The sequence below is a fragment of the Candidatus Dependentiae bacterium genome (genome assembly GCA_016191325.1).
Classification (GTDB): Bacteria; Babelota; Babeliae; order Babelales; family JACPOV01; genus JACPOV01.
This window is the reverse complement of record JACPOV010000008.1, coordinates 732,946-759,033: the sequence shown is the minus strand read 5'-3', so window position 1 is coordinate 759,033 and position 26,088 is coordinate 732,946. Positions and strand designations below refer to the sequence as shown.

Here is a 26,088-nt window from a genome sequence, read left to right as displayed (position 1 = left end):
TGATCTAACTGCTGCGCACAAAAAAAAGGAAGCTATGGCAGAAAAAATAACTCAAGCAGATTTAATTAAAATCGAAAAATACCTTTATGAGATTCCGCGGACATTTCGCTCTGATATGCGAGTTCCGGCACGCATCTTTGCAACTGAAAAAATGCTCAAAGATATCGGCATTGACCGTTCCCTTTGGCAGTTAGTGAACGTTGCCACGTTGCCTGGTATCGTTAATTATGCGCTTGCGATGCCAGATATTCACGAAGGATACGGGTTTCCAATCGGCGGCGTTGCAGCGACCGCTATTGATCATGGAGGTGTCATATCGCCCGGCGGAATAGGTTACGATATTAATTGTGGTGTGCGTCTATTGGCTTCAAATGTTACTGCGAAAGAAATTGCACAAGATCTTGAACGATTAGCGACAGCACTTTTTAACGCAGTGCCATCAGGCGTTGGGCGGGGCGGCAACGTCGTGATGAAAGGAAAAGATCTTAATAATGTTCTGGCTCGCGGTGCACCTTTTATGCTCGAAAAGGGATTTGGGGAACCTGCTGATATTGAATATTGTGAAGAGCGCGGATGCATGAGCGGTGCAAATCCAGATCTCGTTTCCGATAAAGCAAAAGAACGGGGAGCTGATCAATTAGGAACGCTCGGTTCTGGTAATCATTTTCTTGAAGTGCAAAAAGTTGATGAGATTTTAGATCCTGAAACGGCACAGATTTTTGGTTTGCGCAAAGATCAAGTGACGGTGATGATCCATTGCGGCTCCCGCGGTTTGGGCCATCAAACATGCACAGATTATGTACGGCAATTTATGCCCTTATTGCCAAAATGGAACATACAACTGCCCGATAAGGAGTTGGTATGCGCGCCTTTTAAATCACCTGAAGGCCAAGAATATTTTGCAGCAATGCAAGCATCAGCAAACTTTGCGTGGGCAAATAGACATTTGATTGGCCATTGGGTGCGGCAAGCATGGCAAGAGGTGCTCGGAGATAATGCACATCTTAATTTAGTGTACGACGTTTCGCACAACATGGGAAAAAAGGAGAAGCACGAAGTTGATGGCTCGATGCTTGATCTCTTAGTGCATAGAAAAGGCGCAACACGTTCTTTTGGCGCAGAAAGATCGGAGGTTCCGGTAAAATACCGCGCAGTTGGGCAGCCTGTTTTAATTCCTGGCACGATGGGAACCGCTTCTTATGTACTTGTGGGCACGAATAAAGGAATGGAGTTATCATTTGGTTCCTCATGCCACGGTGCAGGAAGAAAAATGTCTCGCTTCGCGGCGAAAAAATCGGTTCGCGGATCTGCGCTTCGCGGGCAATTGGAATCAAAAGGGATTATTGTGCGATGCGATTCGGATGTTGGCCTTGCAGAAGAAGCGCCGAGCGCTTACAAAGATGTCGAAGAAGTAGTAAACGTTGTGCATGATGCGGGTATTGCAAAAAAGGTAGCGCGCTTAGTGCCGATTGCGGTGATTAAGGGCGGATAATAATGGGTGGTCGACTTTTTTGTAAGCATCGAAATTCCTGAGAAGCTGCCGGTTTACAAAAAAAAGGAATTAGAAAAAAATAAATTTTTTGAAGGTTATTGGGTGGGCAGGGCGCATAGTTGTTGCGCTTAGGTAAGACAAGTTTCCTAGCTCAAGCCCAAAAAACAGTAGTTAGTGAGCCAGCATATATTCAACAGCCTATTCAGGCATATTTTATAAAATAATATTCTCAAAATATATTTTTACTCTTAATGTAAAAATAATTAATTATAAGCCCAAATTTTTTATTTATTTTCAAATAAGATTTAATATATACTCTATGATAAATACAGTAAACCAATTCAATTCTCGCAAGGTGGCTGAGGTAAATATGAAAATAATTAATACATTCAGAGCGATATCCATATTATTCATTTGCACGAATCTTGCTTACGCCAGTTGTCCCCCGAGCGGTATGGAGGAAGAGGAATATCTGCCAGCGACAGGGATACAACAGACATCAGCCCCCCAATTTCCGTTTATTGTGCAAGACGATACTGGTAATATTGAAGTAACCGTGCCTGCTATAAATTCTGAGGCATATCAATTACTAAAAAAAGTAGTAGCAAGCTCTGTCACGTTGAAAAATATGGCGGAGGATGATCAGGCAGTACTGCAAGCAGGGAGTGTAATAACCCTTCCTAAACTCTCGCTTGGGGCAGTTCAAGCTATTTTTTCATTGGCAAACAGTGGCGTACTTGATGATGCAAAGTTAATAGAAAAATCATTAGAAAATTTTACTTTCACAGAAATTGCATACGTAGCTCAAGCTGCCAATTATTTAGACATTGAAAAACTATTAAAAGCATCAGTTAACGCTCTAGTAAAACGATTGCAATCCTCGAACGCTTTGGCGGAGCTTAATGCAAGACAGGGAATCTTCAACCAAATAAATGCTTTGCTTCCACAAGATCTTCAAAAAATGGTAACGAACAATCTTATAAGCGCTTTGGGCTTGCCATTCAGTCAATCAGAATCATTAACTGAACTCAGTGAAATTGACTCGGTAGCATTCAGTCCAGATGGTGGAAAAATCGCGTATGGGTCTCGTAGGGCAAATAAAGCTACAATCATAGTTTGGGACCTTGTTCTAAAAAAAGATTTTGCATTAATCCAAGTTGAGACTCGCCCTGAAAACGTTTTGTTTAGTCCGGATGGCAAAAAACTTGTTGCAGGATCAATCACCCGAGACCTTTCTCTATTTGATTTTCCTAGCGGTAAACAACTTAAAGCGATACCTGTTAATACAAGATCTATTGCATTCAGCCCCAATAGCTTAAAGTTGGCCTTGGCTGAGGCGTTTGGCCCCAACGTCATTATATGGGATATTATGCAAGAAAAGCAAATTCAGACCCTGCAAGGCCACACAGCTTCTGCTCACTCGGTAAAATTCAGCCCGGATGGAAAAATGGTAGCCTCAGGCGGGCAAGATTTTTCGGTAATTATATGGGATCTTGCAACTGGAAATAAGCTTAAAACATTAACTGGTCATTCACATATCATAAACTCTGTAGCTTTTAGTCCAGATGGTACAAAGCTTGCTTCGGGAGGAAACGATGGCTTTATAGTATGGGATCTTGCTACAGGAAACAAATTGCAAAGTAACGATAACGAAAAGAGGCTGGTAACTTCAGTCGCATTCAATGAACATGGCACGAAACTAGCCGTTGGCGGCCAAGACTCAATTACAATTTGGGATGCGCTTACCGGCAAAAAACTTCAAACTCTAGAGGCGAAGGGGGTGCAAAACGTGGTATTCAACTCAAATGGAAAACTTGCATCAGCGCAGGGCGTAGGTGGTATCAAAGGATCGGTTATTATCTGGGAATCTGATGAGCTCAAATTAAAATCGCTTTCGCTCAAGCAGCTCATTATATTCTTAATTGCAAAAGAAGCAGGCGTCAATGCGCTTAATAAAGAATTCGCAGATGAATATAAAAAGTTACCAGCAGAAGTGAAGGCATTGCTAGAAAAAAAGTAATTTCTCTAGGCGCGATTAACTAATTCTGCCGGATAATTTTTTTGCCTTGAGATACATATTTTTCCAAAAGAGCTTACTGCTTCCTGGCATAGGCGGATGCAGTAAAGCTTCTTTTAACAAATCAACCATGATGCAAGCCGTGGTCTGGTTCTTTTCAGATTCTTTGTAAGCAGCAGATTTTTTTTGCAACCAGTAAGCAAGAAGTTGATCTGTCAGCTCTAGCGTTTGCCGATCATGCAAATCATGCTCATCAAGAAGTTTCAGCAAAACATCAGGATGTTTAAAATTCAGAGAAACGAAAAGTGATGCTATCGGATGGGTAACTGCAGTTGCTGCGATCGATTTAAGATCGGTAACCAAACAGCGGGATCGAATAGTTACAAGCAGGCCATCAGTTCGTTCTGCTAATAAAATAAAATGATAACCCCGAGGCGGTTCTTCAAGGATTTTTAACATTCGATTTGCGCATGCGGCCGATAAAAAATCGGTTTTTTTCAAAATTAAAAAGAAATGTTCATTTTCCTGTAGCGAAAGAAGTGTTTTTTCAAGAAGCTCATCAATCTGAGCAAGCGTATAATTCGGATCTGGAAAAGCCCAATAAACGCCATGATGCTGATTTTCTTTTAATTGGATGCAGGCGATGCACGAGCCACATCCTTTTTTTGTGCACCAATAGTTTTTAAGGGCATGCATTGCCGCTTCTTTTGCATCATACTCGTTGCCCACCACCAAGTGAGCGGGGTGTAGCGTTAAAACTTCGCTGAGTCGGTGATGCGGTGATTGGAGGTGAGCCATACATTAATCTGGTTAAAGGTGAACGTTGCCAATTCATGTGGCGAGAAAGTACCATCCACTATGATAACATTTTTTGTGTTTGCATAAAGAGTTTCAAATCCATCGATCAAACGTTGGGTAAATTCGCTTGCTTCTTTTTCGAACGATGTTAGCTTTTTGCCGCGAGCAAGCAACCGTTCGCGGGCCGTTTGTGCATCAATGCGGACGTAAATAACCAAATCAGGCTTTATTGATTGCATTGCCCATTCATTTACTTGCGCGATCATTGTGCGATCCACTCCTTTGCCAAATCCTTGATAAACGAGTGATGAATCGCTCAGGCGATCTGAAATTACAAGCTTTTTTTCATTAAGCGCAGGAACAACAACTTCTTTAAAATGCTGAGCGCGATCTGCAGCGAAAAGCAAAAATTCGGCGATCGGTGAGAGCGGCTTTTCCTGATGCTGCAAAATGGTGCGCAGCGACTTTCCTAATTGGCTGCCGCCCGGTTCGCGGGTTAAAATTGTTGTAATATTCTGTCCTTCAAATTGTTCAGCAAGGGTTCGCGCGAGCGTTGATTTACCAGAACCGTCAATTCCTTCGATAGCGACGAGAAGCCCACGCTTTAATTTTGTAATCATGATTCTTCCTTTTCGTCGTACGCTGCGGCCAATTTATCCAATTCAGAGGAAACGCTTTGGGTCTTTGCAAATGATGGGGTTTGCTTCTGTCGTTCCTTCAAAACGTTGTGGCAAAATAATTGAGTTGTCTTGGGAAAGTTTTTCAAAACGTCCGCTAGCGCTTCCGCGATGGAGACCGTTGTTTCATACTCACCCCCACATGTATTGCTGCAAGCAAAAAACCAAGGCACGAGGTGCTGTCGCGATTTAAATTTCGCATCCAAAACGAGTTTGATCGATGTTAGGGTTCCTTCTTGAAGTTGCTTTTCCAAAATTTTTAAAGCGGAAGGTGTTCCAAGATGGGCCGCAGCTAGCATTTGCTTGGATATAAGGTCATTGAGCCTGGAATTCTTGAATTTTATGTTTGGGGCCCGTCGCAAAATAAAATAGTTATTGAACGAATCGTCAGACCCTAGATTCTTAACTATTTTGTTTAAGGATGTGCAGCAAAGCGCTATGTTGCGCATCTCATTTTTGACAGTGCATTTATCTTTTCCCGAATCTTGTTCATAAGTTGTATCAATAATCGTGCGGAAAATAAGTTGCCATGCAAGTTCATTAAAAATGATTGGGGCTGCCGTTTTTTTAGTTAGCTCCATTGTGTTCGTTTGAAAAAATGCGCTGCACAAAACGAATAAGAAAAACTTTCTCACAGTTTATCCTCGGTTGAGTACCAAAAGATCTACATAGACAGATTTTTAAAATGACAGTATTGCAAAGTATAACAAAAACCTTAAACAGTTCGATTACTTTTGCGGCGAGCCACGAGTTTTTTGATAAATGTTGAAAAAAACTTTATGGTAAATAATAAAAAGCCATTGTCGTGGCCTGATTATCCGAAGGAATATTTGTGAAAAAAGTTATTATTCAACCCGGATGCATTACCTGCGGTGCGTGTGAATTTATTACGCCTGAGGTTTTTGAGGTTACCGATATCTGTCGTGTAAAAAAAGAAGCTAATTTTAACGCGCACAAAGAGCAGATTAAAGAAGCTGCGCTTGCATGTCCTGTTGCCGTTATCAAGTATGAGGAATAATTAGTATGCAGGTGCGCCATTCTCGGGCCGAAATTGGCCGATTCAATCATTTAAAGTCTGAATTTTCTCATAACGGTTCATTTATTTTTGCGGGGCATTTACTAAAAAGGGCGGCAATGAAATTTGCCGATATGCCGGCGCTTATTGCCGATGAGGAAATCGTTACCTATAAAAAGCTTTATGAACGAGCGACAGCGGTTACTCTCGCGTTAAGGCAAATGGGCGTAAAAGCTGGCGATCGCGTGTGCGTACTTTTTGAAAATTCGATCGACTTTTACATTGCCTATTACGGCGCTTGGCAAACCGGAGCGGTGGTTGCCCCACTCAACACGTATTTGCATGAAAAAGAACTTGATCATATTATTAGCGATGCGCAACCGAAAGCACTCCTTGCAGGTGCGCAGCTTGCTGAAAAAATAAAACAAATTGCCCGAGAACTCCCACCATTAATTTCTGCAGAGCAAATGGCGCAGTTTGCCCTACCGACCGACGATCAGCTGAAAAATCTGGAAATTCCTGAGCGGGAAGAGGATGAAATTGCGGTACTCCTTTATACTTCAGGAACAACAGGTGTTCCGAAAGGCGTAATGTTGAGCACAAAATGCATTTTGACCAATATCATGCAAGGCTTAGCGATTTTAGATGTTCATCCCGAGGATCGCGTGTTGGGTGTTTTGCCGTTCTTTCACAGCTTTGCACAGTTTGCATGTGTTTGGGGAAATCTAGTGGTTGGTGCAAGCGTTATCATTGTGCCCAAAATTGACCGCAAATACATTCTTCATGGCTTGAGCCATAAACCCACTGCTGTGATTGGGGTTCCTGCAATGTATGGCCTATTTTGTTTGATGCGCACCATAGATTTTAGTTCCGTTCGATATTTTGTTTCGGGTGGCGACGCGATGCCGGATAAAATTCGAACCGGTTTTGAAATTATTTATCGCCGCAAAATTAGCAATGGCTATGGAATGACCGAAACTTCGCCGTTGATCGCGATCAACTTTGACGAGGAACTGTGTGACCCAAATACGGTAGGTCGCCCAGCGATTGGCATTGATTGTTCGATCCGTGATGAAGATAATAAAGAAGTTCCGTACGGTAAAAAAGGGTTACTTTGGGTGAAGGGCGATAACGTGATGCTTGGGTATTATAACGCGCCGGAGCAAACAGCTGCTGTGATGCAGGATGGTTGGCTCAATACGGGAGATTGCGCCTATTTTGATGATCAAGGCCGCATAGTGATTTATGGACGCGAGCGGGACATTATCAAAAACAAAGGGCTCATTATTTATCCGCAAGAGATCGAAAATATTATTATGGGTCATCCAGCGGTGATCAAAGTGGCTGTCGTAGGAAAAAAAGATGAAGCAATAGGTGAGATTCCGGTAGCGTTTCTGGCGCTGAAAGAAAAAGTTACCGATATTGAAAAGCAGCTAAAAGAATTATGTGCACGTAATTTAGCTCTTTATAAAATTCCGCGAAAATTTATCGTGATGGATGATTTGCCGATGACCGCTTTGGGCAAAATAGATAAAAAGAAGCTTCGTGTTGAGTTAGCAAATCACACGATCAGAGATTAAAAAAATGGGGAGCGCAGTTAAAGTAATTCATATCATTTCAAGCCTTAAAATGGGCGGCGCAGAGAGTTTGCTTTATGATCTGACTGAGCGGCTTCAAGAAAAAAACATTCAGCAAGCAGTGGTTTATTTTCATGAAGGCCCTTTTGTCGCGCGCATTAATGAACTTGGCATAAAAACCTATCACGTTAAAGGCTATTTTTGTCTATTCGATCCGTTTTTTTGGATTGCGCTTTATCGAGCAATCGATTCAGAAAAACCGAGTTGTATTCACGCATCACTTTGGGCGGCAAATGTGGCCAGCCGAATAGTAGGGAAACTGAAAGGTATTCCCGTCATTTGTGCGCTTCATAATAATCACGATCAAAACGGTTTCGTGCGGAATGCGATCGATTCGCTTTCCCTTTGGTTGGCAGATGAGATTATCGCTGTTTCAGAGGGGATTTGCCGCACCATGAACGATTATCGCTTTATGCCAGCGCAACGCGTTCACATTATTAAAAATGGCATTGATGCCGATCGAATACGCAGCAAGAGTGAAAAAAATCTTATAACTAGAGAGAGTTTAGGCCTTACTGAAGATAATTTTGTGTTTGGCTCGGTTGGCCGTTTCGTGCCACTTAAAAATTACTCATTCTTAATCGAAGTTTTTGCAAAAATTCATAAGAATTATCCCTCAACCCGCTTAGTTTTGGTTGGCGGCGGGCCCCAGGAGGCCTATTTGCGTTCACTGGCGGAGAAATTGGATATAAAAGACGCGGTTATTTTTATCGTTGGGAAGAATGCGATCGGCTATTATCCTATTTTTGATTGCTTCGTTCAATCTTCTGTAAAAGAGGGGATTTCAATGGCACTTTTAGAGGCGATGAGTATCGGAATTCCCTGTGTGGTTACCAATGCCGAGCTTGAGCACGATGTCATTCAGCATAAAAAAAATGGGCTTTTATTGCCCGCAAATAACGGCCCTATTTTTTATGATAATTTATGCGCTATAATGACCGATAGCCCATTTGCGGCCGCTCTCGGGAAAGAGGGGATGGCTACAATAGCGAATGAATTTAGATTTGACCGAATGGCAGATTCCTACCGGGAGCTTTATGAAAGACTTTCTGGGAAAAAATAGGAAATATTTGCATTTTGAAATAATATTTTGATATGTTTTTTCTTGATGATGCAGTTGCAAGCGCGATCGGAATAAAATTTGATTTTTGTGTGTGCTTGATGTATCATCAACACAGAATAATTTATTATTCGATTTAATTAGATAACCTCCATTTCCCCTGTCCACGACGTTCTGTCTGGATAGGGGTTTTTTTTGCCCTGACTAATATTTAGTCACCTAATAACCCAAATATCCCGAATATTAATAAAACGCTGCCTGCAACATATGAGCACCCGCTTTGGTAGTAAAGCTTTTTCAGCGCTGCGGCAGTTTCTGGCGAGCTTGCTGCAATCTCATAAAACTGGGGCATATCAGGAACGTAGTAGCGGGTGAGACTTGGTGTCCAGAATCCGTATTTTTTATTCATATACTCGACATTGTTTTTAAGCTCAGCCAAGAGTCTATTATAATCTGGAATAGTCGCGCGGGCAGTTTGTTCGAGTTTCTGTTCCAGTTTATATCCCAATGAGAGCAATAGAATTCCTCCAATGCTAGCAACAATCGATTTTGTTACGCTTGCGCGTACCGGCTCATGGAAATCATGATAGAAATACACACGCTCCGCATTCATGCCTTTAAAAAAGATCAACATGATGAAAAATAGTCCTAGAGATTTTAATTTCATAATAATTTCCTTGAATTTATGATTACGGGTTAGAGCGATCAAAAAGTGTAAAAAAAAGAGCTGTTTGCTTTCTCAAAATTCCTTAAATAAAATAACTTCGAGATGAAATTCTTAGCGCCTCAGTAGAATGTCCAAATATATGGATATGAGTATGAATACTGATATGGGTATCTATATTGATATAGATGGGTTGGGGGAATATAGATTGGATTGTAATAAGGATTGTAACTAAAAATAATCGAGTTTAAAATCCACATTACGCAAAGCATTGGCAAAATTATTTTTAAGCGCTTCAGCTGTTGCTCCTCGATCTTTTTCTTGTATAAACGCGAATCTGCGGTTTCTTGAGCTAATTTTTTTTGTGGCTTTGGTGATAGTATTGATTTATAAAGGTAATAGCAGTATGCCAATGCCATCGATCCTAAAAGAGCAGCGCAGCAATTTTTGGAAGTTAGAAAAGAAACGGTATCGTTAGAATGTGCTTTATTTGAATCATTAGAACAGCGTGCCTCATCTGCGGAAAAAAATAACAGAATACTGAGCAGTGCGTAATATTTCATATTTTAGGCCTTATTAAGAGGACAATATAGTATAGTTTCTATCGTTGGATTTTCCATTGAATGATCCAATTTAATAATAATTTCGGCTGGTCGTTTTTTTTCTGCTTCCAAATATAATTTTGTAACCTGAAGCAACGTTTCAGGTGTTATTTCTAACCGTACAGGATCTTTCTTGTCTGGAAATAATATAGTAATACACAAATTTCCATTTTTTAATGTATATAGTGATGTTTTATTGCCCGACGTACAGTCTTGTAATTTATCAATGACAATTGAGCGTAAAATCTCAATTCCAATTTCAGATCCAAAGTCTTCTAAGAAAAAGCCCAGAAGCTTTAATGGCTCAGACGTCGCGTATGCAATATGATAATAAGGGGTAAGTTTTATTTTTACTAAATGCATAAATCCTTAAATGATGGATAGGCCGTTGAAATTAAACCTCCACTTTCAAGATGTAATTCAATATAGATTTGTTCTTGCGTAATTCCTTTTATTATTAATTTACTGCTTATTGTATTTACGTTAATAATATTCTTTAATGCTTCAAAAATTTTATCAACAATCATGAATTCATTCCAGCTATCGGGGAAAAAGGTTGAAGGTTTAGTGATGCAATTGAGCTGAACTTTCCCATGGCTTGTATTGAATTTGCAAGGGCGGACGCTTGCCGTAACTATTCGTTCAGGATTCCAGCGTTTTGAATGTAATCCGACTGGGTTTTTGCCTCTCGATTCTGTAAACATGATGTGTTTCATATTAATATCTTTAACGTGAATCGTTGGTTCATAATTTAAATTATTTTCTTTGAGCTTTTTCTTTATCGCCTCAACGATTTCAGCTTCATATTTCGCAATTTGTTCCCGGAAATAATCATTTGCTTTTCTTGCTAATTCTATTTGTTCTAAAAGTGATAATTTTGTCGGCGCTTCATTGCAATCGTCTTCTTTTGCCTTTTGAGCAGCATCAGCCTGTCCGCCAGAAATGGCAACAGGTTGGCCGCCTTGATTTAAATAGTCAAAATACTCATGAATTGCGTCTGCATCGTTTGCACATTGCGGGCACGCACTAGCGGCATCTGTTTGCGTCTGTGAATAATTAGCTGAAGGTGCTGGCGCGAAAGAATTTCCAGAAAAAGCCTGCTGCAATGCTCGAGCTCCCACGGCGGCCGCAAAACCGTTTGCAAAACTATTTTTAGAAGGGGCAGCTTCTTGAGTTTTGGGAGATTGAATATTGAAAAATGATGTTTTTAAATCAGCGGATATCGGTTTTATAAAGCTCGTTTTTTCTTGCTGCCAAAAACTGCTTGATTCAATATCGAGCGATCCTAAGGTTTTGTTGGTTAGGTGTTCTGAAAGATAATAATCTCCATTCAAGCGTGCGATTCCAGCATCGTTTAGTTGCGCCAATGCAGCATTCAGCTCTTGCATGTCAGCAAGCTGAACATTCGTATTATTCTTAGCGGTAATTATTTCGGATCCAAGTTTAAGAAGGCGCATATCATATTTACTAAAATCGCCGCAGGAAATAATTTTTTGGTCGTAATCAGGATTTGAGAGCGCATTGGCAATGTCTTGCGCGAACGTCATATGTTGCGTAGCTAGGGAAGGATTTTTGCATGATTGGTTTAGGTGATTTAGGGCGCTTGAAAAAGCCTCTAACTGTTGCTTGGTTGTACACGGAATCTGTATAAGATCATTTAAGAAGATTCGTGTGTGAGTATTGCGTTCATGGTGAATCGATTCATGAAAAGAAAGATGCGCAAAGTTAGATTTATCATAATTTAAGAGCTTAAAGATCCCGTTGCCATCAAAAAAATGATGATACGCTCCAGAAATTGTTTTGGCTGCGCTATCTTTGCACAGAACAGCTAAATCGCTCACCATCTGCTTTGGAGTTGCGTTATTTCCGCATTGATCAACTAGATGCCACATTAAAGAATTGCTGAACGCGTCAGCGTTGTTAGGGATAGCGCATGTTTGCTTAATGGCATTGAACATATCGTGGCGTGATTTAAAAACATCATTGAGGCCTGCGCTGGGTACGCTACTATATTTAAGTTGGGATGAAATTTGCGCAAAAAAAGGATCATTTTCATAACAGCGCTCGATACCAAGTTGATTATAGCTTTGTTTAAAATATTCCCCATAAACACCCAGCAAACTTTGCTTGCTTTCCCCTGACGATTGCTGAATATAAGCATGAGCTAAATGGAATTTTTGGTTTTCGCATAATGTTCGTACGTGCGTTATCTTTTGATTAAAGCTATTTTCAAGAATATGATGCGGATTAAATTCATTTGAACGGAATCCAGTTTTACATCCTGCAAACCATCGACGCGCTCGAGAAAAAATATTTCCATATTTTACTTGCCCGCTGAGTTCAAGGTACCCAGGAATTTTTTGTTCGCATCCCATTTTTACAAAATCGGCTGCTGCTTGAGCGCCGAAGCTTCGTTGTATAAATGATTGACAATGAGCTGCTATATAAAATGAATCAACTTTCGAAAGGTTTTGTTTTATGGTATCTGCTTTATCAAAAGCAAACATTTTTATGCATGTTTTAAAATCATTAAGATAATGCTGGGCGAGTGGCAAAGGTGCTTGCAATTCAGAAAATTTATTGCGCGCGATAACGCCTTGAGGATCTGATCGCGAGAGATCCAATAAGATTGATTGAAATTTTGCAACGTTCTGTTCTAGCACATGGAACATGCCATTTTGCTGGTATTGGTTGATGAGGGATTGCTGTTCGACGGTAGCTCGATGCAGATCGGAGACTGCGCCATATGTGCGATAATCAATATCATGTGGAACGACTGTTATTGTTAATTTATCGATAAAAGATTCCCAAGCGCTTTTAGGTTTTACATACTGCAAATCTGGCCTGACTTGAGGCAATTTTAGGAGCGATGATGCAGTTTTCGTTTTATAAATTTCGCTTTTGCCACGAGCTGAGGGCAGGTGACCCAATCGTAGTTTTGGCGTTGCGGTCGAAGCGGGGTTTTTGAGAAGCGCTGTAGGTAAATTCTGTTGCAATTTACAATGAAGCGCTCTGCTGTAGGTTTCGATTGGCGATTTTATGCATAATGATCTAATTGGGGCGATCGAGGATTGCCTAACGCTTAAAATTAGAGGCGCGCGAGTAATTGGTATTTGTTGAGCTGGAGATGGAATGCTATGGCGCTGTGTGTTTAAGAGTTTATTAACTAAAGCTCCGCATCCGTAGCTTAAATTTGCAAGAGTCGGTGCAATGGTTTGCCACGGTATTGCCATAGATTGCAATGTTGAAAAGCTGAATGAAACGAATGCAGCGAATAAGATTTTCTTAGAGAGTTTTTTTCGTGCTTTGGAAAAAATCACATCTTGCTCCAATTCTGATCAAATGCATCAGCAGCCATCAATGCTCCACTACCACCAATTACGTAAGCTACTGGCCAAAGGGGTGGGAATGATGCAGCTAATGTAAATGCTCCTGTAACTATACCCGCGCCGGCACCAGTTTTTTGTATGAACGCAGACTGGTTTGCTTTTTTTTCTTTGTTTCCCTGTTCGATAGTAAATTGCTCATTTTGCACTTTTACTTGATGATCGAGAAATTTTTTATTTTGGTCTATTTGCGCGTTTTGCGCAACTAACTGAAGGGAAATTTGTCGCTGCATCGACCAGTATTGCATTGCGAGCCCAACAAGGCTTACACCTATACCAATAATCGTGGCGATAGTTGTGGCGTTATCTTTTAAAAATTGCTTATGTTTTTCCCAGCCCAACAATGCCAATGAACTTTGATTTTCATTCATATCCTTCAAAGCGCGCTCAAAATCTTTTTTTCTAATCATCGGAATTTCTTCTCGATCTAAAGCGTACGTAATCGCATCAGAAACTAGTTGCTCAAGATTGCGACCCGAAAGTTGATTCGTTTGTTTTGCCAGAGTTGTAAAATATGATCTGTCGAATGTGTAAGAGATGTTGTGTAAATAATATTTAATAATATTAGTTCGCTGTTCAAGATTTGGCAGTGGTATTTCAATGATCCCGTTTGCAAATCTTGTTTTGAGCGGTTCTGGAAGTTTTACAGCATCATTGGTGGTACCAATAAAAAGAACTTGTGGATTTTTGGCGCATTCATCGAGAATCGACCATAATGCTTCTGCAGTTCCTGGATCTGCATTGTGGTCTTTTTTATAATTTTCAGTGAGCGCATGCAGTTCATCCACGATGATTACATAAGGTTGCCCGCTTTGTAAAATAGGTATTATTTCGCGCGCTAAATTTTGCGGCCCAGAATTTTTATATTCATTTGTGAGTAACGATGCTCGAAGAAATATATAGGGGCGATTAATGAGTGAAGCAATTCCTTTTGCAATAGTAGTTTTGCCAACTCCAGGAGGGCCAACGAGCAAAAGTTTAGTAGGGATTGTTCTGCCATAGCGGAGAGGATTTTGTAAACGGAAAACCAATTGCTTCAGTTTGGGGCACGTAGCAAGCAATTGCTCAAGAAGCTCTGGGCGAATCTCATCCTGCGCGAATTCTTGAGCATAGGAAACAATTTCTGGTGCAGGTTGCGGTTCCATTGCCGATATACAGTAAAATTTCGTCACTACTATTATTGAGAGGATATGTTTTTTGAGGCCGTGCATTAGTTGTCTCCCTAAAATAAAATTTCACTTTAGTGTATAGAAAATAGATGAGAATGCTAAAAATAATCTAAAATGAGAACGTTTTTTCTAATTTTTTGAACCAAAAATTATTTGGTGAATGTTTTTCTTGGTTTGCGCTCAGCCGTAAAACAGGTAGGATAGTTAACGAAGCTCATATTTTCTACTCTTGGAACAAAGGAAGAGTTATGAAATTGCAGTATGTCGCTGTATTAATATTTTTAAATAGTGAAGCAACGCAATATTTGCCGCTACCAAAGCCAATCGTTGTTAAAGTTGAGGTTAAAAAAGTTATAGAACAACCTCAAAATGAACAAGTTCTTCCATCCTGCCGTTCATATGATTCTGAGCAGCCGCAAGCTATGATTATGGAAAAAACAGAAGAGAATGAAGAAACCGGTTTGCGAAACCGCAGAAAGAAATCCCATTTTGAACCGAAACCGCAAGAAATAAGCAAAGTACGCTCGCAGCAAATAAATAGAACTCATTCTTTAGGCCTTTTCTCTTTGTTTTCTTGCTCTAATCAAATAGGCGAGTAATTAGCTTTTTTTATAGGGCGCTATAAAAAAATATCACTTTTCCGCACCTTAATTAATTACTGATTGAAAATTTTGCAAAATCAGTTATACTAATAGTTGAATTAAAAGAGGTTGGAAAAGATGAAAAAATTATTATTCCTTAGTTTATTATCACTTTTAAGCGTAGAAGCTTTTGCAGGAATATTTGGTACTGCTTCTAGCCGTATACAGTTTAAAAAGCCTGCACAGCCAATACGCAAAACGAAGCAATCCCCTACAATTAGGCCGGTGCAAACGAAAACTGTGACGCCTGCATTTTCAGGAGCAAGCATAACTCCAGCGATTGAGCCAGAAAAATCAGCTCAGCCTACCTATCTTCAAAGATTTACCCAAACAATTAAGTCATTCCAATTTACTAAACCCCTTTTTCCTGTCTATTCTGCACCTCTAGAAAAACCCGTAGAGCAAGAGATTGAGCCAGCGCCTTCTCAAAGAACAATATTAACTCCCGCTCAAATGGCACAAAAAATAAAAAGCCAAGCTGAAAAACAGGCAACGATTAAAAAAACTGAGTCGGTAAAAAAAGAATATCCGGCAATTGAATATCCGATGTACCAAGAGCTTTCTCTTATAGAACCGGAGCTGGAGCAAGAAGAATTTGTTCCTGCACTAAGCGAAATAGAAGGGCAAGAGATTGCTCAGCAACGTTTTGAGCAACGAGCACTTACCCGGCCGCAAATAGAACAAAGGAAAATTGAATTGATACTTGCGGGTTTTGATACGATTGCGCAGCACGTTTTAGAGCAATTGCCGCAAGAAGAATCAAAAGAAATGATTCCGTTTGAAGGATATGGATCTCAATCTGTCGCTCAAATTGCAATGCGCATTGGCTCATTGAAAGGGCTAGCAATTCCTCAGGTACAGCAATTGATTAAAAAATTAGTAGTTGATATGGCCCGTTTAAGCGGTTACAACTCAAGGCAAGATGTTATTCAACTTCCGGATGACGCAATACTAAGAAATTTATTTGGCACAACGGTTGAGCGACTTAATGCTCTTGCGATTAATGCAGAGCGTGAACAACAGCGCCCGCAAATTAGTGAGCAAAAATATCGTGCGCTTACCGAACCGGTGAACTTTGGCCAATCAAACTACATTATACCGGTAGTTTCTCCTGCACAAATCATTCCCCCTATTCCGTTCGTAGCTGAACCAATCGTTCAAATCGCGCCGGAACCGGAAACAATTATAGAAAAGAATATTCAAGAGCCAGTTAGCAAGGCAGTAGAAAAAGTGGAACCTCGAGTTCCTGCGCAATCGATTGAGCAAATAGGCAAAGAGTTAGAAATTAGCATGCCAAAATCGCAAGAAAACAAAGAAGAGCAAAATAGTATTGTTAAAGAATCCGCGGCTCTAAAAGAAGGGGCCACTCAAGAAATTGCGCGCGAGAAGGCTTTGATAGAATTAAAACCAGGAACTCTTGAGCTGCAACAAGCGATCGTCTCAGGCGAAAATTTACCGCCCGAAGAGCAAGAGAGTATCATTAAAGAATCTGCCGCTCTCAAAGAAGGGGTTTTTCAAGATGTTGCACGCCAACAAGCTTTGATAGAACTAAAACCAGGAACTCTTCAGTTGCAACAAGCGATTGTAGCAGGCGGGAATTTACCACCGACAATTAAGCGCCCAAGAATTGGTGATGTTGCAGGAGATGATGAAAATGCTTTCAAGAAAATTAAAAAAGCTGATAGTCAAAAAGATGCAAAGAAAGCAATAAGCGAAAAAGAGCAGATAATTCTTTCTCCAGAAATATCAGCAGTTCCGGAAAAAATAGTTGATAAGAAAGATGAAATGCTGCGTATTGAAAAAGATTCAAAATTGCCTAGTTCTGAAAAAAAACAGTTCGAGGGTAAATTACCAGAAATTAAAAAAGCGTACGACAAGATTGAATTTACTCCTTGGTCACGAATACAGCCGGGCAGATCAAGAATAATACCTTCATCAAGCAATCGCGCGAGATCAACTGACAATGCCCCATACGAGTCTACAGGAACTTTGCCAATAAGAGAGTTCAATCAATCGTTTGCGCCCGGAGATCGTTATAGAAATTCATCCGTAACTCGCAATTCCGCAGCTTATCCGTCCATACCCGGTTTCTTTGATACGGGCGAGCGAAATCAACTTCCTTACGGAGGTTATTCAATTCCCGCTACGCCATCAGAAAAAGCGAGCCAAACGCAAGAACAAAAACCTTTAGCTCAGCCATTTGGTTATGCAAAAGAAGGCATGCCAACTGCTCCGTTCTCTCCCTATCGAGAAATCGACCCCTATCAAGGGCCAATGGAAGAAGGAACGAAAGGGAATGTTTCTGGCAAACGAATGCAACCTGAAGAAAAAAAGAATTATGCAGCTTCGCATTCCTTAACGAGCGGAATCTTCATGCTAATATTCTTTATTGCTCTCATCGGCGCTACAATTATCTGGCGCGAATACCAAAAAAGAAAAAAACCTTTTTAAAAGAATAATTATTTTTAAAGGTTGTCGGTTTTGCGCAAGCCTTTATTATTTGCAAAAAATTGGTATCTTTAGTGCGAGAAAAATTTAATTTTTACTTGCAGGCTCTATGATCAAACGTTTTTTTATTTTGCAATTACTTATGGTTTTTTCCATCAATGCAGAAGAGCACCCCAACAAAATTAAGATTTTATTTAGTAAGAATTACAAAGACATAGTATATCAAGACCGGATTCGGAACATTTCGATGGGTGAAATCATTGATATCAGCGGACGATCTAACAGAAGAAGTGAGAAAATCGTTCAAACCATTTGTTTGGATAAGAATGGTAAAAAATTAGTATCCTTTTATGACTCGGTGCCTTTTTTTGATCAATGGTACAAAAAGAAACCATCGGAGCGTCTTGATGCAAATTATCAGTTGAATATCTCTTCTTATGCAGTGTTCAAGAGAAGTGGAACTCATTTAAAAAAAATTTATGAAAGAAAATTGGAGTCTAATAATTCACAAAATAGTTATCACCCATTGATAGATAGTAAGCCGTATCATTTTTTTGGAGCGCAAATAGTTGTAGCATGTGCTTTATGTTGTGTTGATTCTTATGTATTCGGAAGCTGTAAATGAATTTTATAACAACTATTTTTTCGGTGATACTTTTTAATCTAACACTTATTACACATGCTTGCTTACCGCGCTGGGTATTGAGTGTTGAGCAAAAGTATGCTCATCCTGCACGCATTGAAATGGATCCAAAAGACGAACCGGCTCAAACAGGCGAAGTGCGCATTTTTATTAAATCGGATGAATTTGATGATCAAGAAACATTTTCGCAGATTCCGATAAATCAATTTGAGGAAAGAAAAAAAGTTGTTCGCGTTGAGACGCGTAACCCCAGAAATTTATTAAAATATCATTCTTATTATGAAGCGAATTCTTTTGCTCACCATTTTGGAAAAAAAGAAGACGTTGAGCACATTGGAGAATCGTTCATTTTAGGCAAAAAAGACCTTATCAGGCAAGCGGATATTAGGTCATATGCCTTGTACGAAAAACAAGGGACACAGCTTCACCGTTTGAGCGAATGGCCGCGCGTATATGATCCTTTTTCGAGAGCTTATATTGCCCATCTTACTATTTTGGTTGTAACTGGTGCTGTTAGCGCGGGCATCGTGAGGAACTTTACGAAATGTCTCGGGTATTATTAATAAAAATCTTTTGTTAAATACGCTCTTCCCGAATCACCAAAAAACCATCACGTCAATTCAAACTGATGTATATCTGTTAAAATGGCTATAAATTTGGCCAATTTTATTCAACTTGAAAAAAATATCAAATTTGATACTATAATAAAGTAATCAATTATGGGATATTTTATGAATAAAATGAAAATAATTATTTGCCTTTTTTTATACAATTTTGCCTCGGCATCGTATGCCGATTTTCAAGGTTTGCAAAAATTCGCCAATAAACAAACAATTTCTAGGCAAGCTAACACGCCTCAGCCAGCAGCTTTGGGAATTGGTATTGCAGAAAAATTTAATGAAAAAGCATTATTGAACACAGTTTGGCAAAAAGATAACCCAACTACGATCGATAGTTATTTTCGCTCTTATCGAGAGCGCGTCACCCAGAAAGTAAATCCTCAAGAAAGTTTTGTTCGCGCTATTCATGCAAATAATCAGACGGTGACGAAGTTTGTGCACAAATTTTTGGATAAGCGCACTGAGCGAATTTTTGATGAAATACAGCAAAAAGATTTTGGTGATAAATTTAATGCCCCTGGCGAATTATATTCTGCGGTTTCTAAATATTGCCAGGAAAAAAAAGAAAAATTTTGTAAAGAACCTGGGATTATTTATTCAAAATTAGTTAAAATATCGCTTTTTAAACCATTGCGAGAGAAATTAGAAGAAATTGTCTCTTGCGATGATGATCTTAAAAAAATGAAAATTTATGTTGAGGTTAGCAATGACTTTCCCAATAGTTCTTGGATCGGCTACTGTGATTTCCGTTCAAGAAAAGATGGGGTACGTCTTGTTTTTACTCCGCGTTGTGCACTAATGAACACAGATAAGCAAATAGCATTATTGATGCATGAATTAGGGCATGCAAAAAAGTTACATTCATTTCAGTATACGTGGGAAATAGGAGGAAAAACCATACCAGAAGCAGATAGATTGTCTTTATGGAGGCACCAGGAATATCAAGCAGACCAGCATTTTGCATCTCTTAATAGCAAGAATGCCAAGAGTGCCCAGACCGATCTTAGACTGGTTTCCCAACCAGAGGCCTTGTTGTTAACTGGTATTGCAGCAGGGATCCCAAGTGCTTTGTTTGCGAGGGGTTATATCGAATTGAGTAATAAAAAGGATGAAGATAATGTTTTTAAAGTAATAGGTCTCGCTGGTATCATAAGTATTCCTCTAATCTATAAATGTATGCAATTTTGTTTAAAGAAAGCTGTAGAGAATGATGATAAAAAGAGAGATCAGATGACGCGTGTGCAATATGCTGAGAAATTTCGTGAATTTGCTGATAAAGAAGAGCATGCGTTTGCCCCCTATGGCTATGATAATGCACGCCGCATTAGCGAGCTTCTTAAAACAGAAGCAAAATTATTTGGTGCTCAATCTAAACTTGAAGAGCTCGATTAATATTAATAAAAATCTTTCGTCAAATAAGCTCTTCCAGAATCGCCAAAAATCATAACGCCAACATCGGTCGCTTTGAGTTTTTTGCTATATTCGCATGCAGCATAAGCCACTGCACCGCTGCTTGGCCCAATGAGCAAGCCATGATGGCGTGCCATTGTTTTGAGCATACCAAGCCCATCTTCATCGCTTACGCCGACAAATTCATCAATGACTGAATAATCAAGAACAGGCGATGCAAAATCTACGCCGATTCCTTCAATTTTATACGGCTTTGGATTTCCGTTTGTGGAGCGCCATGAATTAATTGAATCGAGCGCAATTACTTTTACGTTCGGATTTTTTTCTTTTAAATATTTGCCTAATCCGCTCATATGGCCACCGGTTCCCACTGCCGCAAAAACGTGAGTTACCATGCCGTCCGTTTGATTCCAGATTTCAGGGCCGAGGGAATAATAATGCGCCCACGCATTTGATTTATTGAAATATTGGTTTGGCATAAATGAGTTGGGTGTATTTTTATGAATTTCTACCGCTTTGCTGTGATAGGAATTGGGATCTTCAAGGTATGAAGTAGCGGGGCACATTACAACCTGCGCGCCGTATGCTTTAATTGTTTGCAATTTTTCTTTGCTGATTTTTTCAGAAACGGTGATGATAACGTTGTATCCTTTAACCGCACCGATCATTGCGCTGGCGATTCCTTGATTTCCAGAAGATGCATCAATAATCGTTCCGCCAGGTTTTAAGAGGCCAAGACGTTCTGCTTCTTCAATCATATAAAGTGCTGATCTATCTTTTATGCTGCCGCCTGGATTGAGATAATCCAGTTTTGCAAGCATCAAGGGTGCCGTTCCAAAATCCACTTTAACTAACGGTGTATTGCCGATCGATTCAATAACGTTTTTATATTCTTTAGGAATTAGTTTTTGAATCGACGTTTTTTTTTCGACTTGATTTTGTGTCATAGTTTTCCCCTCACCTCAAAGCGCAATTACGTATGATAACGTAATGCAACGATCGGAAAAAGTCACTAAAATGAACGATAAAGCTGCAAGTGTTGATTGATCATTACATTCTGATCAAATGATGAAAGATCATCTTTGAATTGCGAAAGTTTTTTATGCAATAATCGATTGCTGCTTACCGAAAGCATACCTTGCGCAAGTTCTTGCCAATATTTTGGTTTGTATAATAATCCATTTTCGCCGTTAAATATCACGTCATGCACACCGCCCGTATCATAAGAAAGCACGGGAAGTTTTAAAAGTCGCGCTTCAACTATTGCACACGGCAATCCTTCCCAGAGGGAACTTAAAAGAAATGCGTTCCATGTTGCCATAATTGGTGCGACGTTCTCTTGCCAGCCATGTAATTTAACAACGTCTTGCAAATTACGCTGAGCAATCCATGCTTCAAGCGAGGGGCGCATTGCGCCGTCTCCGATAATCTCAAGGCGTATTAAATTATTTTTTTCATATCCATAAGAGAATGCTTGAAGCATATCAAAAAGATTTTTTTGTTTTTTAAAACACGATACGGTCCCAAAAGTGAATAAATCATTTTTGGTTTCGAACGTTGTTTTTCGTGAAGCGTGAAAAAACGGTTCGGGATCAACCGCAGCGCGAATAATTGAATGTTTTTTTGCAAAGCGCGGAAATAAGTTAATAGCTTTTCGCACATCGTACGAAGAAACGCAAACATAATGCGTTGTGATAAAACTTGTCAGAAGCTCAAGAACATAGATTAAAAACCAAAGTGGCCATGATTGATGATCATGAAATGCAAAACCATGAATCGTATGAACGCGCCGAGAAGCGCCGGCAAAAAATGCGGCCCATCTTCCTATAATGCCAGCCTTTGTGCTGTGAGTATGCACGATTAAGTTCGGGAAATTAATTCTAATTTTTCTTATGTGTGCGACAAGATCTTTAAATGCTTTCAATTCGGCCCAAATCGATGCGAAATTCGCTTCTCGTTTTAGTGAATTTAATAAAAAAACATTTTTATTGTGTGCAACCGATTGAGATAAAATGCCGCCATCGCCTGCAATTAAAAAACTCGTGTGGCCTTGTTCTTGCGCTCCATTTAAAAGAGCTAAACATACTTTCTGCGCGCCGCCCAATTCCAGTTTTGTAATAATATACAAAACGTGCACTTCTTTTTTTTTCATACTTTCCTTAAATATTTTTTGACAGAAACAAAAACTGTTACGTTTTTCTTCTGGGGTCCCCACAAACGACCGCGCAGCGGTCTGTGGGGCTACTTATTTAAGAAATACTATAAACAGGGCGGTCAGTAAAGCATAGACGGCAGCCGCGTCGATTATTCCTTGAGCAAACATACTCACTTGCGAAACACGCGAATAGCTTGTTTGGTGAAATGCCATTTGCTCGCATGCGGCACTTGCGGTTTTGCTTGAACTTATACCGGGCATGAACGTGCCAACGCCGATGCAAAGCGCTGCACAAATCGAACGGATTCCAATAAAAGCATCGGCGCTTGAAATATTGCCAAGCAAAATGAGAGAAACGAGAAAAGCAAAAATAAGAGGCGTTTCAATAAACGCTCCGCTCATGAGCGTGAACGGCAAAATATAACTATATGCTTTTTTATTGATGCCGACGCTTCTACACGCGGTTTCGGCAAATCTTCCTAAACCAATTGATGGACCGACAGATCCAAGCCCCATACAAATTCCGGCCGACATTAAAATAATTCCCGATTTGAGTGTAAGTTCAGGAGTGCTTTGAAATGTTACAAAAAGTGAAATAAGAAATACAAAAATCAATGGCGTTTGAATAATTGTTTGGGTAATGATCATAAGATTCATCAACTGTTGCGAAAAAAAAGGTTGGCGCGCAATTGCAAAACATGTTTGTACAACAGGGGCCGCTGAAACCAATCCGCTAATAAATCCTGTTATGCCCATTCCTGCAGCAATGCCAAGCTCTGCGTAGGCCATTGCGGGAGTTGGCAATCCTTTAATTTTGAATAATAAAAGTAAAATTAAAATAAGTGCCAAAATTGCAGCAGTTTCGATTAAGGCGAGTCCAACAATCGTAACCTTTGTGATCTCTGCTTTTGATGCTGGTTGGATATTTATTGCTTCAACCGCCGCCTTACTTGCGCGCGCACCGCCCAAACTTGCTCCCAAGCTGGTGAGTGCAATAACGCTTGCTAAGCTCGAGTAATGTATAATTGATGGATTAAGCATTAGTTACTTTCGCCGTGATGATCTTTTTGCACCGCTAAACCAATATAAGTAAGGGTGAGCATTGAGAAAACAAATGCTTGAATGAGCCCTTCAAAGAGCCCAAAGAAAAGAACGACAACGATATTAAGCCCAGAAAGAAGGCCAAGCAGTTCCGTAAGCCAAAATGTAGAAATAACGTGCGTGTACAAATCCATGATAATTGAGCTGCCAAAAATATTGCCAAAAAGACGAAACGAAAGAGAGATGATTTTTGAAAAATGGCCGATTACATTGATGGGCGCCATAATAAAAAACGGTTCTAGAAATTCTTCTAAATAACCCCACCATCCACGAGCGCGTATGCAGGCAATTTCTTTATAGAAAAATGCTATTACAGCGAGCGCAAGTGTTGTATTAATGTCGGTAGTAGGTTCTTTTGTCCATGGTAAAAGAATCACCCAATTGCAGCCAAGAATGAAGAGGAAAAGTGCAGCAACCATCAAAAAGTGGGAATAAATAAATTTTCCCATGTTTTGCTCTATCAAATCGATAAGACTTTGTACCGATTTCTTTATGAGGTGCGCTAAAATTGTACTTTTTGCGATAAAGATACGAGCGAGAATCAAGAGGGTTATAAGAACAAAAAGAACAATCCAGGTATTGATAATAGTCGAACCGTTTAACTTTAACAGTTCGTTTTCTATTCCCAACCAACCAAGTGGATTCCAAAGTGATTGTCCATTTTCAAACGCTTCCATGAGCGCATGCCCTTAGATTGATCCCTCAATAAGCGCGTAGTTCTTAACGCTGCCGGGAGTGCTTAATAATGACGAACCAGAATGCCGAAAAAAAGCTAACTATTAGGAGTATAGAATGAGAAATGGAGCTACGCAATACATAAAATAAAAAAATTGCTAAACCCGTAAGGCGGAGAAAGGTTAAAATGGGGGTAAAATGAGGTTTAATAAGGCAAAGGGCCTTTGCTCGCAAGAACAAAAGCCCATAAATTGCTCCACCAATAATTCCCGCAGCAATTGCAAAAATGCTTTGAGAAAAAGTAATCATTGGTTAGATTTTTTTAATTCCCTTGTGATGCCAATATTCTGCAATAATCGATGGCGAACCGGTAATAACCACGAGACCGTGTCTTTCATCAACCGATTTTTTAGCAGCATCGAATGCTTCTTCAAAGTTTTTTGCAGAACGAGCTTTAATTTTCAAGCTTTTAACATCATTAGTAATTTGCTCGACATCCCATGATTCGGTTTGAATACCAGGAACCGCATGAGATATTGGGCAGAAAATAACGTTTGCTGAGTTTTTCTTTGAAAAATAACGAAGCAAACGCAAGAACTCATCAACATGAAGTCTGTTTTTATCACAGCCAAAAACAAAGGTGAGCCCTTTGAGCGGACGTTGATAATGCAACAAGCGAATACCAAGAAGCAAGTTTTTTAATGCATCGATATTTCGTGCATTATCAAGCAAGATGGTTGGCTTTTCTTTATCAAGCAGTTCAAAGTGAGCAGGAAGTGTTGTATTTGTTTCTTTCCAGAATTGTTCGATAGTACGTTTTGGATTCAATTCATCAAAACGTTTCTTTTCCAATGTTGGACGGCCACGTTGACCTTTTTGCTTAGCTAGTAAGCTATTTTCAGGAATGAGTGAATCTTTATTGGCAAAGTGATCGATATGAATTTGTGCAATGCGTTCAGCAAGTGCTGCGCAGCGACCAAAAAGCTGCTCAAATGGGTAGCGAAGTGGTGCGAGCTTACGAATTGGCATCGACCAGCGGCCGCCAATACGCTTTGTTTCATCAAGCATTAATTGTAGATGAGCTTTGCTTTGATCTGCTGAAACGACGTAGGTTGTTTCTTTAGCAAATTTCATTAAGTTTAAAACTTCTTGTTCAAGCGTTTTTTCATCAACGATTGTTGAGCTATCTTGCGTAACGCGCGTAATCGCAACGACTTGTGGCGTTGTTAGAGAGAGTGGGTGGTTCACAGAACTGTCAGATAACTCGCATAAAGCAAGGTCGACTTTCTGTTGTTTAAAATAAAGAAGTGCCATCATATTGAGGATATCGAGCGAATCAGCTTTGATATCATTGATTGCGGCAGCATTAATAACTTCGTTAGCAACTTCAGTAAAAGCTTTGTTTGAAATTGTTTCGTTATTCAATGAGATGCGTTCGTTATACGTGAGAACGTGCGGGCTATAAAGACCGCCTACTTTTAAACCTTCTTCTTTGAGCAAACTCGTTGCAAAGTTGATCGTGAGCCCTTTACCATTGGTTCCGGCAACAAGAACAGTAGAAACGTTTTTGCTGGGATGTCCTAAAGCTTTATCGAGCGCTTTGACCGCTGCCAGGTTCTTTTCTGTTCGTTGTTCTGACCAACGAGCATCCAAAAACTCCACAACTTCGTTGTAGTTTCTCTGAGACCCAGATATTGCACCCTTAGGCGCCTGCGTCTGCTTATTTTGGTTTATCATAAGATTTCTCCACTCGACGGTAGTTAAATTGCCGCACTCTAGTTTAATACAATTTTACAGACAGATTTTATAGCCTAAAATCTCAAACTGAAATTTCAGGCTTTCCTTATATGCATATAGAATATATTATTCCCGAAAAAT

Annotated in this window: 22 protein-coding genes; 10 read left to right on the top strand and 12 right to left on the bottom strand. The window is 39.8% G+C overall.

What is annotated here, in order from left to right; all coding sequences use genetic code 11:
• Positions 1-34: 34 nt before the first annotated feature.
• On the top strand, positions 35-1,492 hold the full coding sequence (locus HYX58_04120) for an RtcB family protein (protein ID MBI2775163.1): 1,458 nt from the start codon (positions 35-37) through the stop codon (positions 1,490-1,492).
• Positions 1,493-1,946: 454 nt separating this feature from the next.
• The gene (locus HYX58_04115) at positions 1,947-3,512 is read left to right on the top strand and encodes a WD40 repeat domain-containing protein (protein MBI2775162.1); all 1,566 of its coding nucleotides are present in this window, start codon (positions 1,947-1,949) and stop codon (positions 3,510-3,512) included.
• A gap of 15 nt (positions 3,513-3,527) precedes the next feature.
• Here HYX58_04115 and HYX58_04110 read toward each other — a convergent pair whose 3' ends face one another.
• Genes HYX58_04110 through HYX58_04100 form a run of 3 tightly spaced genes read right to left on the bottom strand, consistent with a single transcriptional unit; the run spans position 3,528 to position 5,565 of the window.
• Positions 3,528-4,307 (bottom strand): hypothetical protein, encoded by a 780-nt coding sequence (locus tag HYX58_04110; protein MBI2775161.1) that lies wholly within the window; start codon positions 4,305-4,307, stop codon positions 3,528-3,530.
• Entirely contained in the window at positions 4,262-4,927 is a 666-nt protein-coding gene (gene tmk / locus HYX58_04105; GenBank protein MBI2775160.1) for a dTMP kinase, read from the bottom strand. Before tmk ends, HYX58_04110 begins: the two co-directional genes overlap by 46 nt.
• Positions 4,924-5,565 carry a hypothetical protein gene (locus tag HYX58_04100; protein MBI2775159.1) on the bottom strand — a complete coding sequence of 214 codons (642 nt, stop codon included), beginning with the start codon at positions 5,563-5,565 and terminating at the stop codon, positions 4,924-4,926. The genes tmk and HYX58_04100 overlap by 4 nt, the downstream gene beginning before the upstream one ends.
• Before the next feature lie 245 nt (positions 5,566-5,810).
• Here HYX58_04100 and HYX58_04095 point away from each other — a divergent pair, with 245 nt between their 5' ends.
• From HYX58_04095 to HYX58_04085, 3 genes are read left to right on the top strand one after another with little or no spacing between them, the layout of a single operon-like run.
• Positions 5,811-6,002: a ferredoxin gene (locus HYX58_04095; protein MBI2775158.1), complete on the top strand. Its 192-nt coding sequence runs from the start codon at positions 5,811-5,813 to the stop codon at positions 6,000-6,002.
• Positions 6,003-6,007: 5 nt separating this feature from the next.
• Positions 6,008-7,579, top strand: a complete 1,572-nt coding sequence (locus HYX58_04090) for an AMP-binding protein (protein ID MBI2775157.1) — start codon at positions 6,008-6,010, stop codon at positions 7,577-7,579.
• A 4-nt stretch (positions 7,580-7,583) separates the two neighbouring features.
• Complete coding sequence (locus HYX58_04085) at positions 7,584-8,699, top strand: glycosyltransferase (GenBank protein MBI2775156.1); 1,116 nt, start codon at positions 7,584-7,586, stop codon at positions 8,697-8,699.
• 208 nt (positions 8,700-8,907) lie between these two features.
• Here HYX58_04085 and HYX58_04080 read toward each other — a convergent pair whose 3' ends face one another.
• The 4 genes from HYX58_04080 to HYX58_04065 form a co-directional block, all read right to left on the bottom strand.
• A complete protein-coding gene (locus tag HYX58_04080) occupies positions 8,908-9,363 on the bottom strand; it encodes a hypothetical protein (GenBank protein MBI2775155.1) in 456 nt (151 codons plus the stop codon).
• A 563-nt stretch (positions 9,364-9,926) separates the two neighbouring features.
• Positions 9,927-10,325 carry a hypothetical protein gene (locus tag HYX58_04075; protein MBI2775154.1) on the bottom strand — a complete coding sequence of 133 codons (399 nt, stop codon included), beginning with the start codon at positions 10,323-10,325 and terminating at the stop codon, positions 9,927-9,929.
• Positions 10,316-13,282 (bottom strand): EndoU domain-containing protein, encoded by a 2,967-nt coding sequence (locus HYX58_04070; GenBank protein ID MBI2775153.1) that lies wholly within the window; start codon positions 13,280-13,282, stop codon positions 10,316-10,318. The genes HYX58_04075 and HYX58_04070 overlap by 10 nt, the downstream gene beginning before the upstream one ends.
• Complete coding sequence (locus tag HYX58_04065) at positions 13,279-14,559, bottom strand: ATP-binding protein (protein ID MBI2775152.1); 1,281 nt, start codon at positions 14,557-14,559, stop codon at positions 13,279-13,281. Before HYX58_04065 ends, HYX58_04070 begins: the two co-directional genes overlap by 4 nt.
• 206 nt (positions 14,560-14,765) lie before the next feature.
• On the opposite strand from HYX58_04065, the gene HYX58_04060 reads away from it, so the two are divergent.
• The 5 genes from HYX58_04060 (at position 14,766) to HYX58_04040 (ending at position 20,261) form a co-directional block, all read left to right on the top strand.
• Complete coding sequence (locus HYX58_04060; protein ID MBI2775151.1) at positions 14,766-15,116, top strand: hypothetical protein; 351 nt, start codon at positions 14,766-14,768, stop codon at positions 15,114-15,116.
• 120 nt (positions 15,117-15,236) lie between these two features.
• Entirely contained in the window at positions 15,237-17,609 is a 2,373-nt protein-coding gene (locus tag HYX58_04055; GenBank protein ID MBI2775150.1) for a hypothetical protein, read from the top strand.
• 106 nt (positions 17,610-17,715) lie between these two features.
• Positions 17,716-18,231 carry a hypothetical protein gene (locus HYX58_04050; GenBank protein ID MBI2775149.1) on the top strand — a complete coding sequence of 172 codons (516 nt, stop codon included), beginning with the start codon at positions 17,716-17,718 and terminating at the stop codon, positions 18,229-18,231.
• Entirely contained in the window at positions 18,228-18,812 is a 585-nt protein-coding gene (locus tag HYX58_04045; GenBank protein MBI2775148.1) for a hypothetical protein, read from the top strand. Before HYX58_04050 ends, HYX58_04045 begins: the two co-directional genes overlap by 4 nt.
• Before the next feature lie 168 nt (positions 18,813-18,980).
• Entirely contained in the window at positions 18,981-20,261 is a 1,281-nt protein-coding gene (locus tag HYX58_04040) for a hypothetical protein (protein MBI2775147.1), read from the top strand.
• A gap of 2 nt (positions 20,262-20,263) precedes the next feature.
• On the opposite strand, the gene HYX58_04035 is transcribed toward HYX58_04040, so the two are convergent.
• The 5 genes from HYX58_04035 to HYX58_04015 form a co-directional block, all read right to left on the bottom strand.
• Positions 20,264-21,226 (bottom strand): cysteine synthase family protein, encoded by a 963-nt coding sequence (locus HYX58_04035; protein ID MBI2775146.1) that lies wholly within the window; start codon positions 21,224-21,226, stop codon positions 20,264-20,266.
• A 65-nt stretch (positions 21,227-21,291) separates the two neighbouring features.
• Entirely contained in the window at positions 21,292-22,431 is a 1,140-nt protein-coding gene (locus HYX58_04030) for a glycosyltransferase (GenBank protein MBI2775145.1), read from the bottom strand.
• A gap of 93 nt (positions 22,432-22,524) precedes the next feature.
• The gene (locus HYX58_04025; GenBank protein MBI2775144.1) at positions 22,525-23,475 is read right to left on the bottom strand and encodes a hypothetical protein; all 951 of its coding nucleotides are present in this window, start codon (positions 23,473-23,475) and stop codon (positions 22,525-22,527) included.
• Positions 23,475-24,212: a F0F1 ATP synthase subunit A gene (atpB, locus tag HYX58_04020; protein ID MBI2775143.1), complete on the bottom strand. Its 738-nt coding sequence runs from the start codon at positions 24,210-24,212 to the stop codon at positions 23,475-23,477. The genes HYX58_04025 and atpB overlap by 1 nt, the downstream gene beginning before the upstream one ends.
• Before the next feature lie 310 nt (positions 24,213-24,522).
• Positions 24,523-25,947, bottom strand: coding sequence for a hypothetical protein (locus HYX58_04015; GenBank protein MBI2775142.1), 1,425 nt, complete (start codon positions 25,945-25,947; stop codon positions 24,523-24,525).
• Between the last annotated feature and the right edge of the window lie 141 nt (positions 25,948-26,088).

Coding starts and splice junctions, on each gene's coding strand:
- HYX58_04120 (MBI2775163.1), top strand. CDS start 35: ATGGCAGAAAAAATAACTCAAGCAGATTTAATTAAAATCGAAAAATAC.
- HYX58_04115 (MBI2775162.1), top strand. CDS start 1,947: ATGGAGGAAGAGGAATATCTGCCAGCGACAGGGATACAACAGACATCA.
- HYX58_04110 (MBI2775161.1), bottom strand. CDS start 4,307: ATGGCTCACCTCCAATCACCGCATCACCGACTCAGCGAAGTTTTAACG.
- tmk (MBI2775160.1), bottom strand. CDS start 4,927: ATGATTACAAAATTAAAGCGTGGGCTTCTCGTCGCTATCGAAGGAATT.
- HYX58_04100 (MBI2775159.1), bottom strand. CDS start 5,565: ATGGAGCTAACTAAAAAAACGGCAGCCCCAATCATTTTTAATGAACTT.
- HYX58_04090 (MBI2775157.1), top strand. CDS start 6,008: ATGCAGGTGCGCCATTCTCGGGCCGAAATTGGCCGATTCAATCATTTA.
- HYX58_04085 (MBI2775156.1), top strand. CDS start 7,584: ATGGGGAGCGCAGTTAAAGTAATTCATATCATTTCAAGCCTTAAAATG.
- HYX58_04080 (MBI2775155.1), bottom strand. CDS start 9,363: ATGAAATTAAAATCTCTAGGACTATTTTTCATCATGTTGATCTTTTTT.
- HYX58_04075 (MBI2775154.1), bottom strand. CDS start 10,325: ATGCATTTAGTAAAAATAAAACTTACCCCTTATTATCATATTGCATAC.
- HYX58_04065 (MBI2775152.1), bottom strand. CDS start 14,559: ATGCACGGCCTCAAAAAACATATCCTCTCAATAATAGTAGTGACGAAA.
- HYX58_04060 (MBI2775151.1), top strand. CDS start 14,766: ATGAAATTGCAGTATGTCGCTGTATTAATATTTTTAAATAGTGAAGCA.
- HYX58_04055 (MBI2775150.1), top strand. CDS start 15,237: ATGAAAAAATTATTATTCCTTAGTTTATTATCACTTTTAAGCGTAGAA.
- HYX58_04050 (MBI2775149.1), top strand. CDS start 17,716: ATGATCAAACGTTTTTTTATTTTGCAATTACTTATGGTTTTTTCCATC.
- HYX58_04045 (MBI2775148.1), top strand. CDS start 18,228: ATGAATTTTATAACAACTATTTTTTCGGTGATACTTTTTAATCTAACA.
- HYX58_04040 (MBI2775147.1), top strand. CDS start 18,981: ATGAATAAAATGAAAATAATTATTTGCCTTTTTTTATACAATTTTGCC.
- HYX58_04035 (MBI2775146.1), bottom strand. CDS start 21,226: ATGACACAAAATCAAGTCGAAAAAAAAACGTCGATTCAAAAACTAATT.
- HYX58_04030 (MBI2775145.1), bottom strand. CDS start 22,431: ATGAAAAAAAAAGAAGTGCACGTTTTGTATATTATTACAAAACTGGAA.
- HYX58_04025 (MBI2775144.1), bottom strand. CDS start 23,475: ATGCTTAATCCATCAATTATACATTACTCGAGCTTAGCAAGCGTTATT.
- atpB (MBI2775143.1), bottom strand. CDS start 24,212: ATGGAAGCGTTTGAAAATGGACAATCACTTTGGAATCCACTTGGTTGG.
- HYX58_04015 (MBI2775142.1), bottom strand. CDS start 25,947: ATGATAAACCAAAATAAGCAGACGCAGGCGCCTAAGGGTGCAATATCT.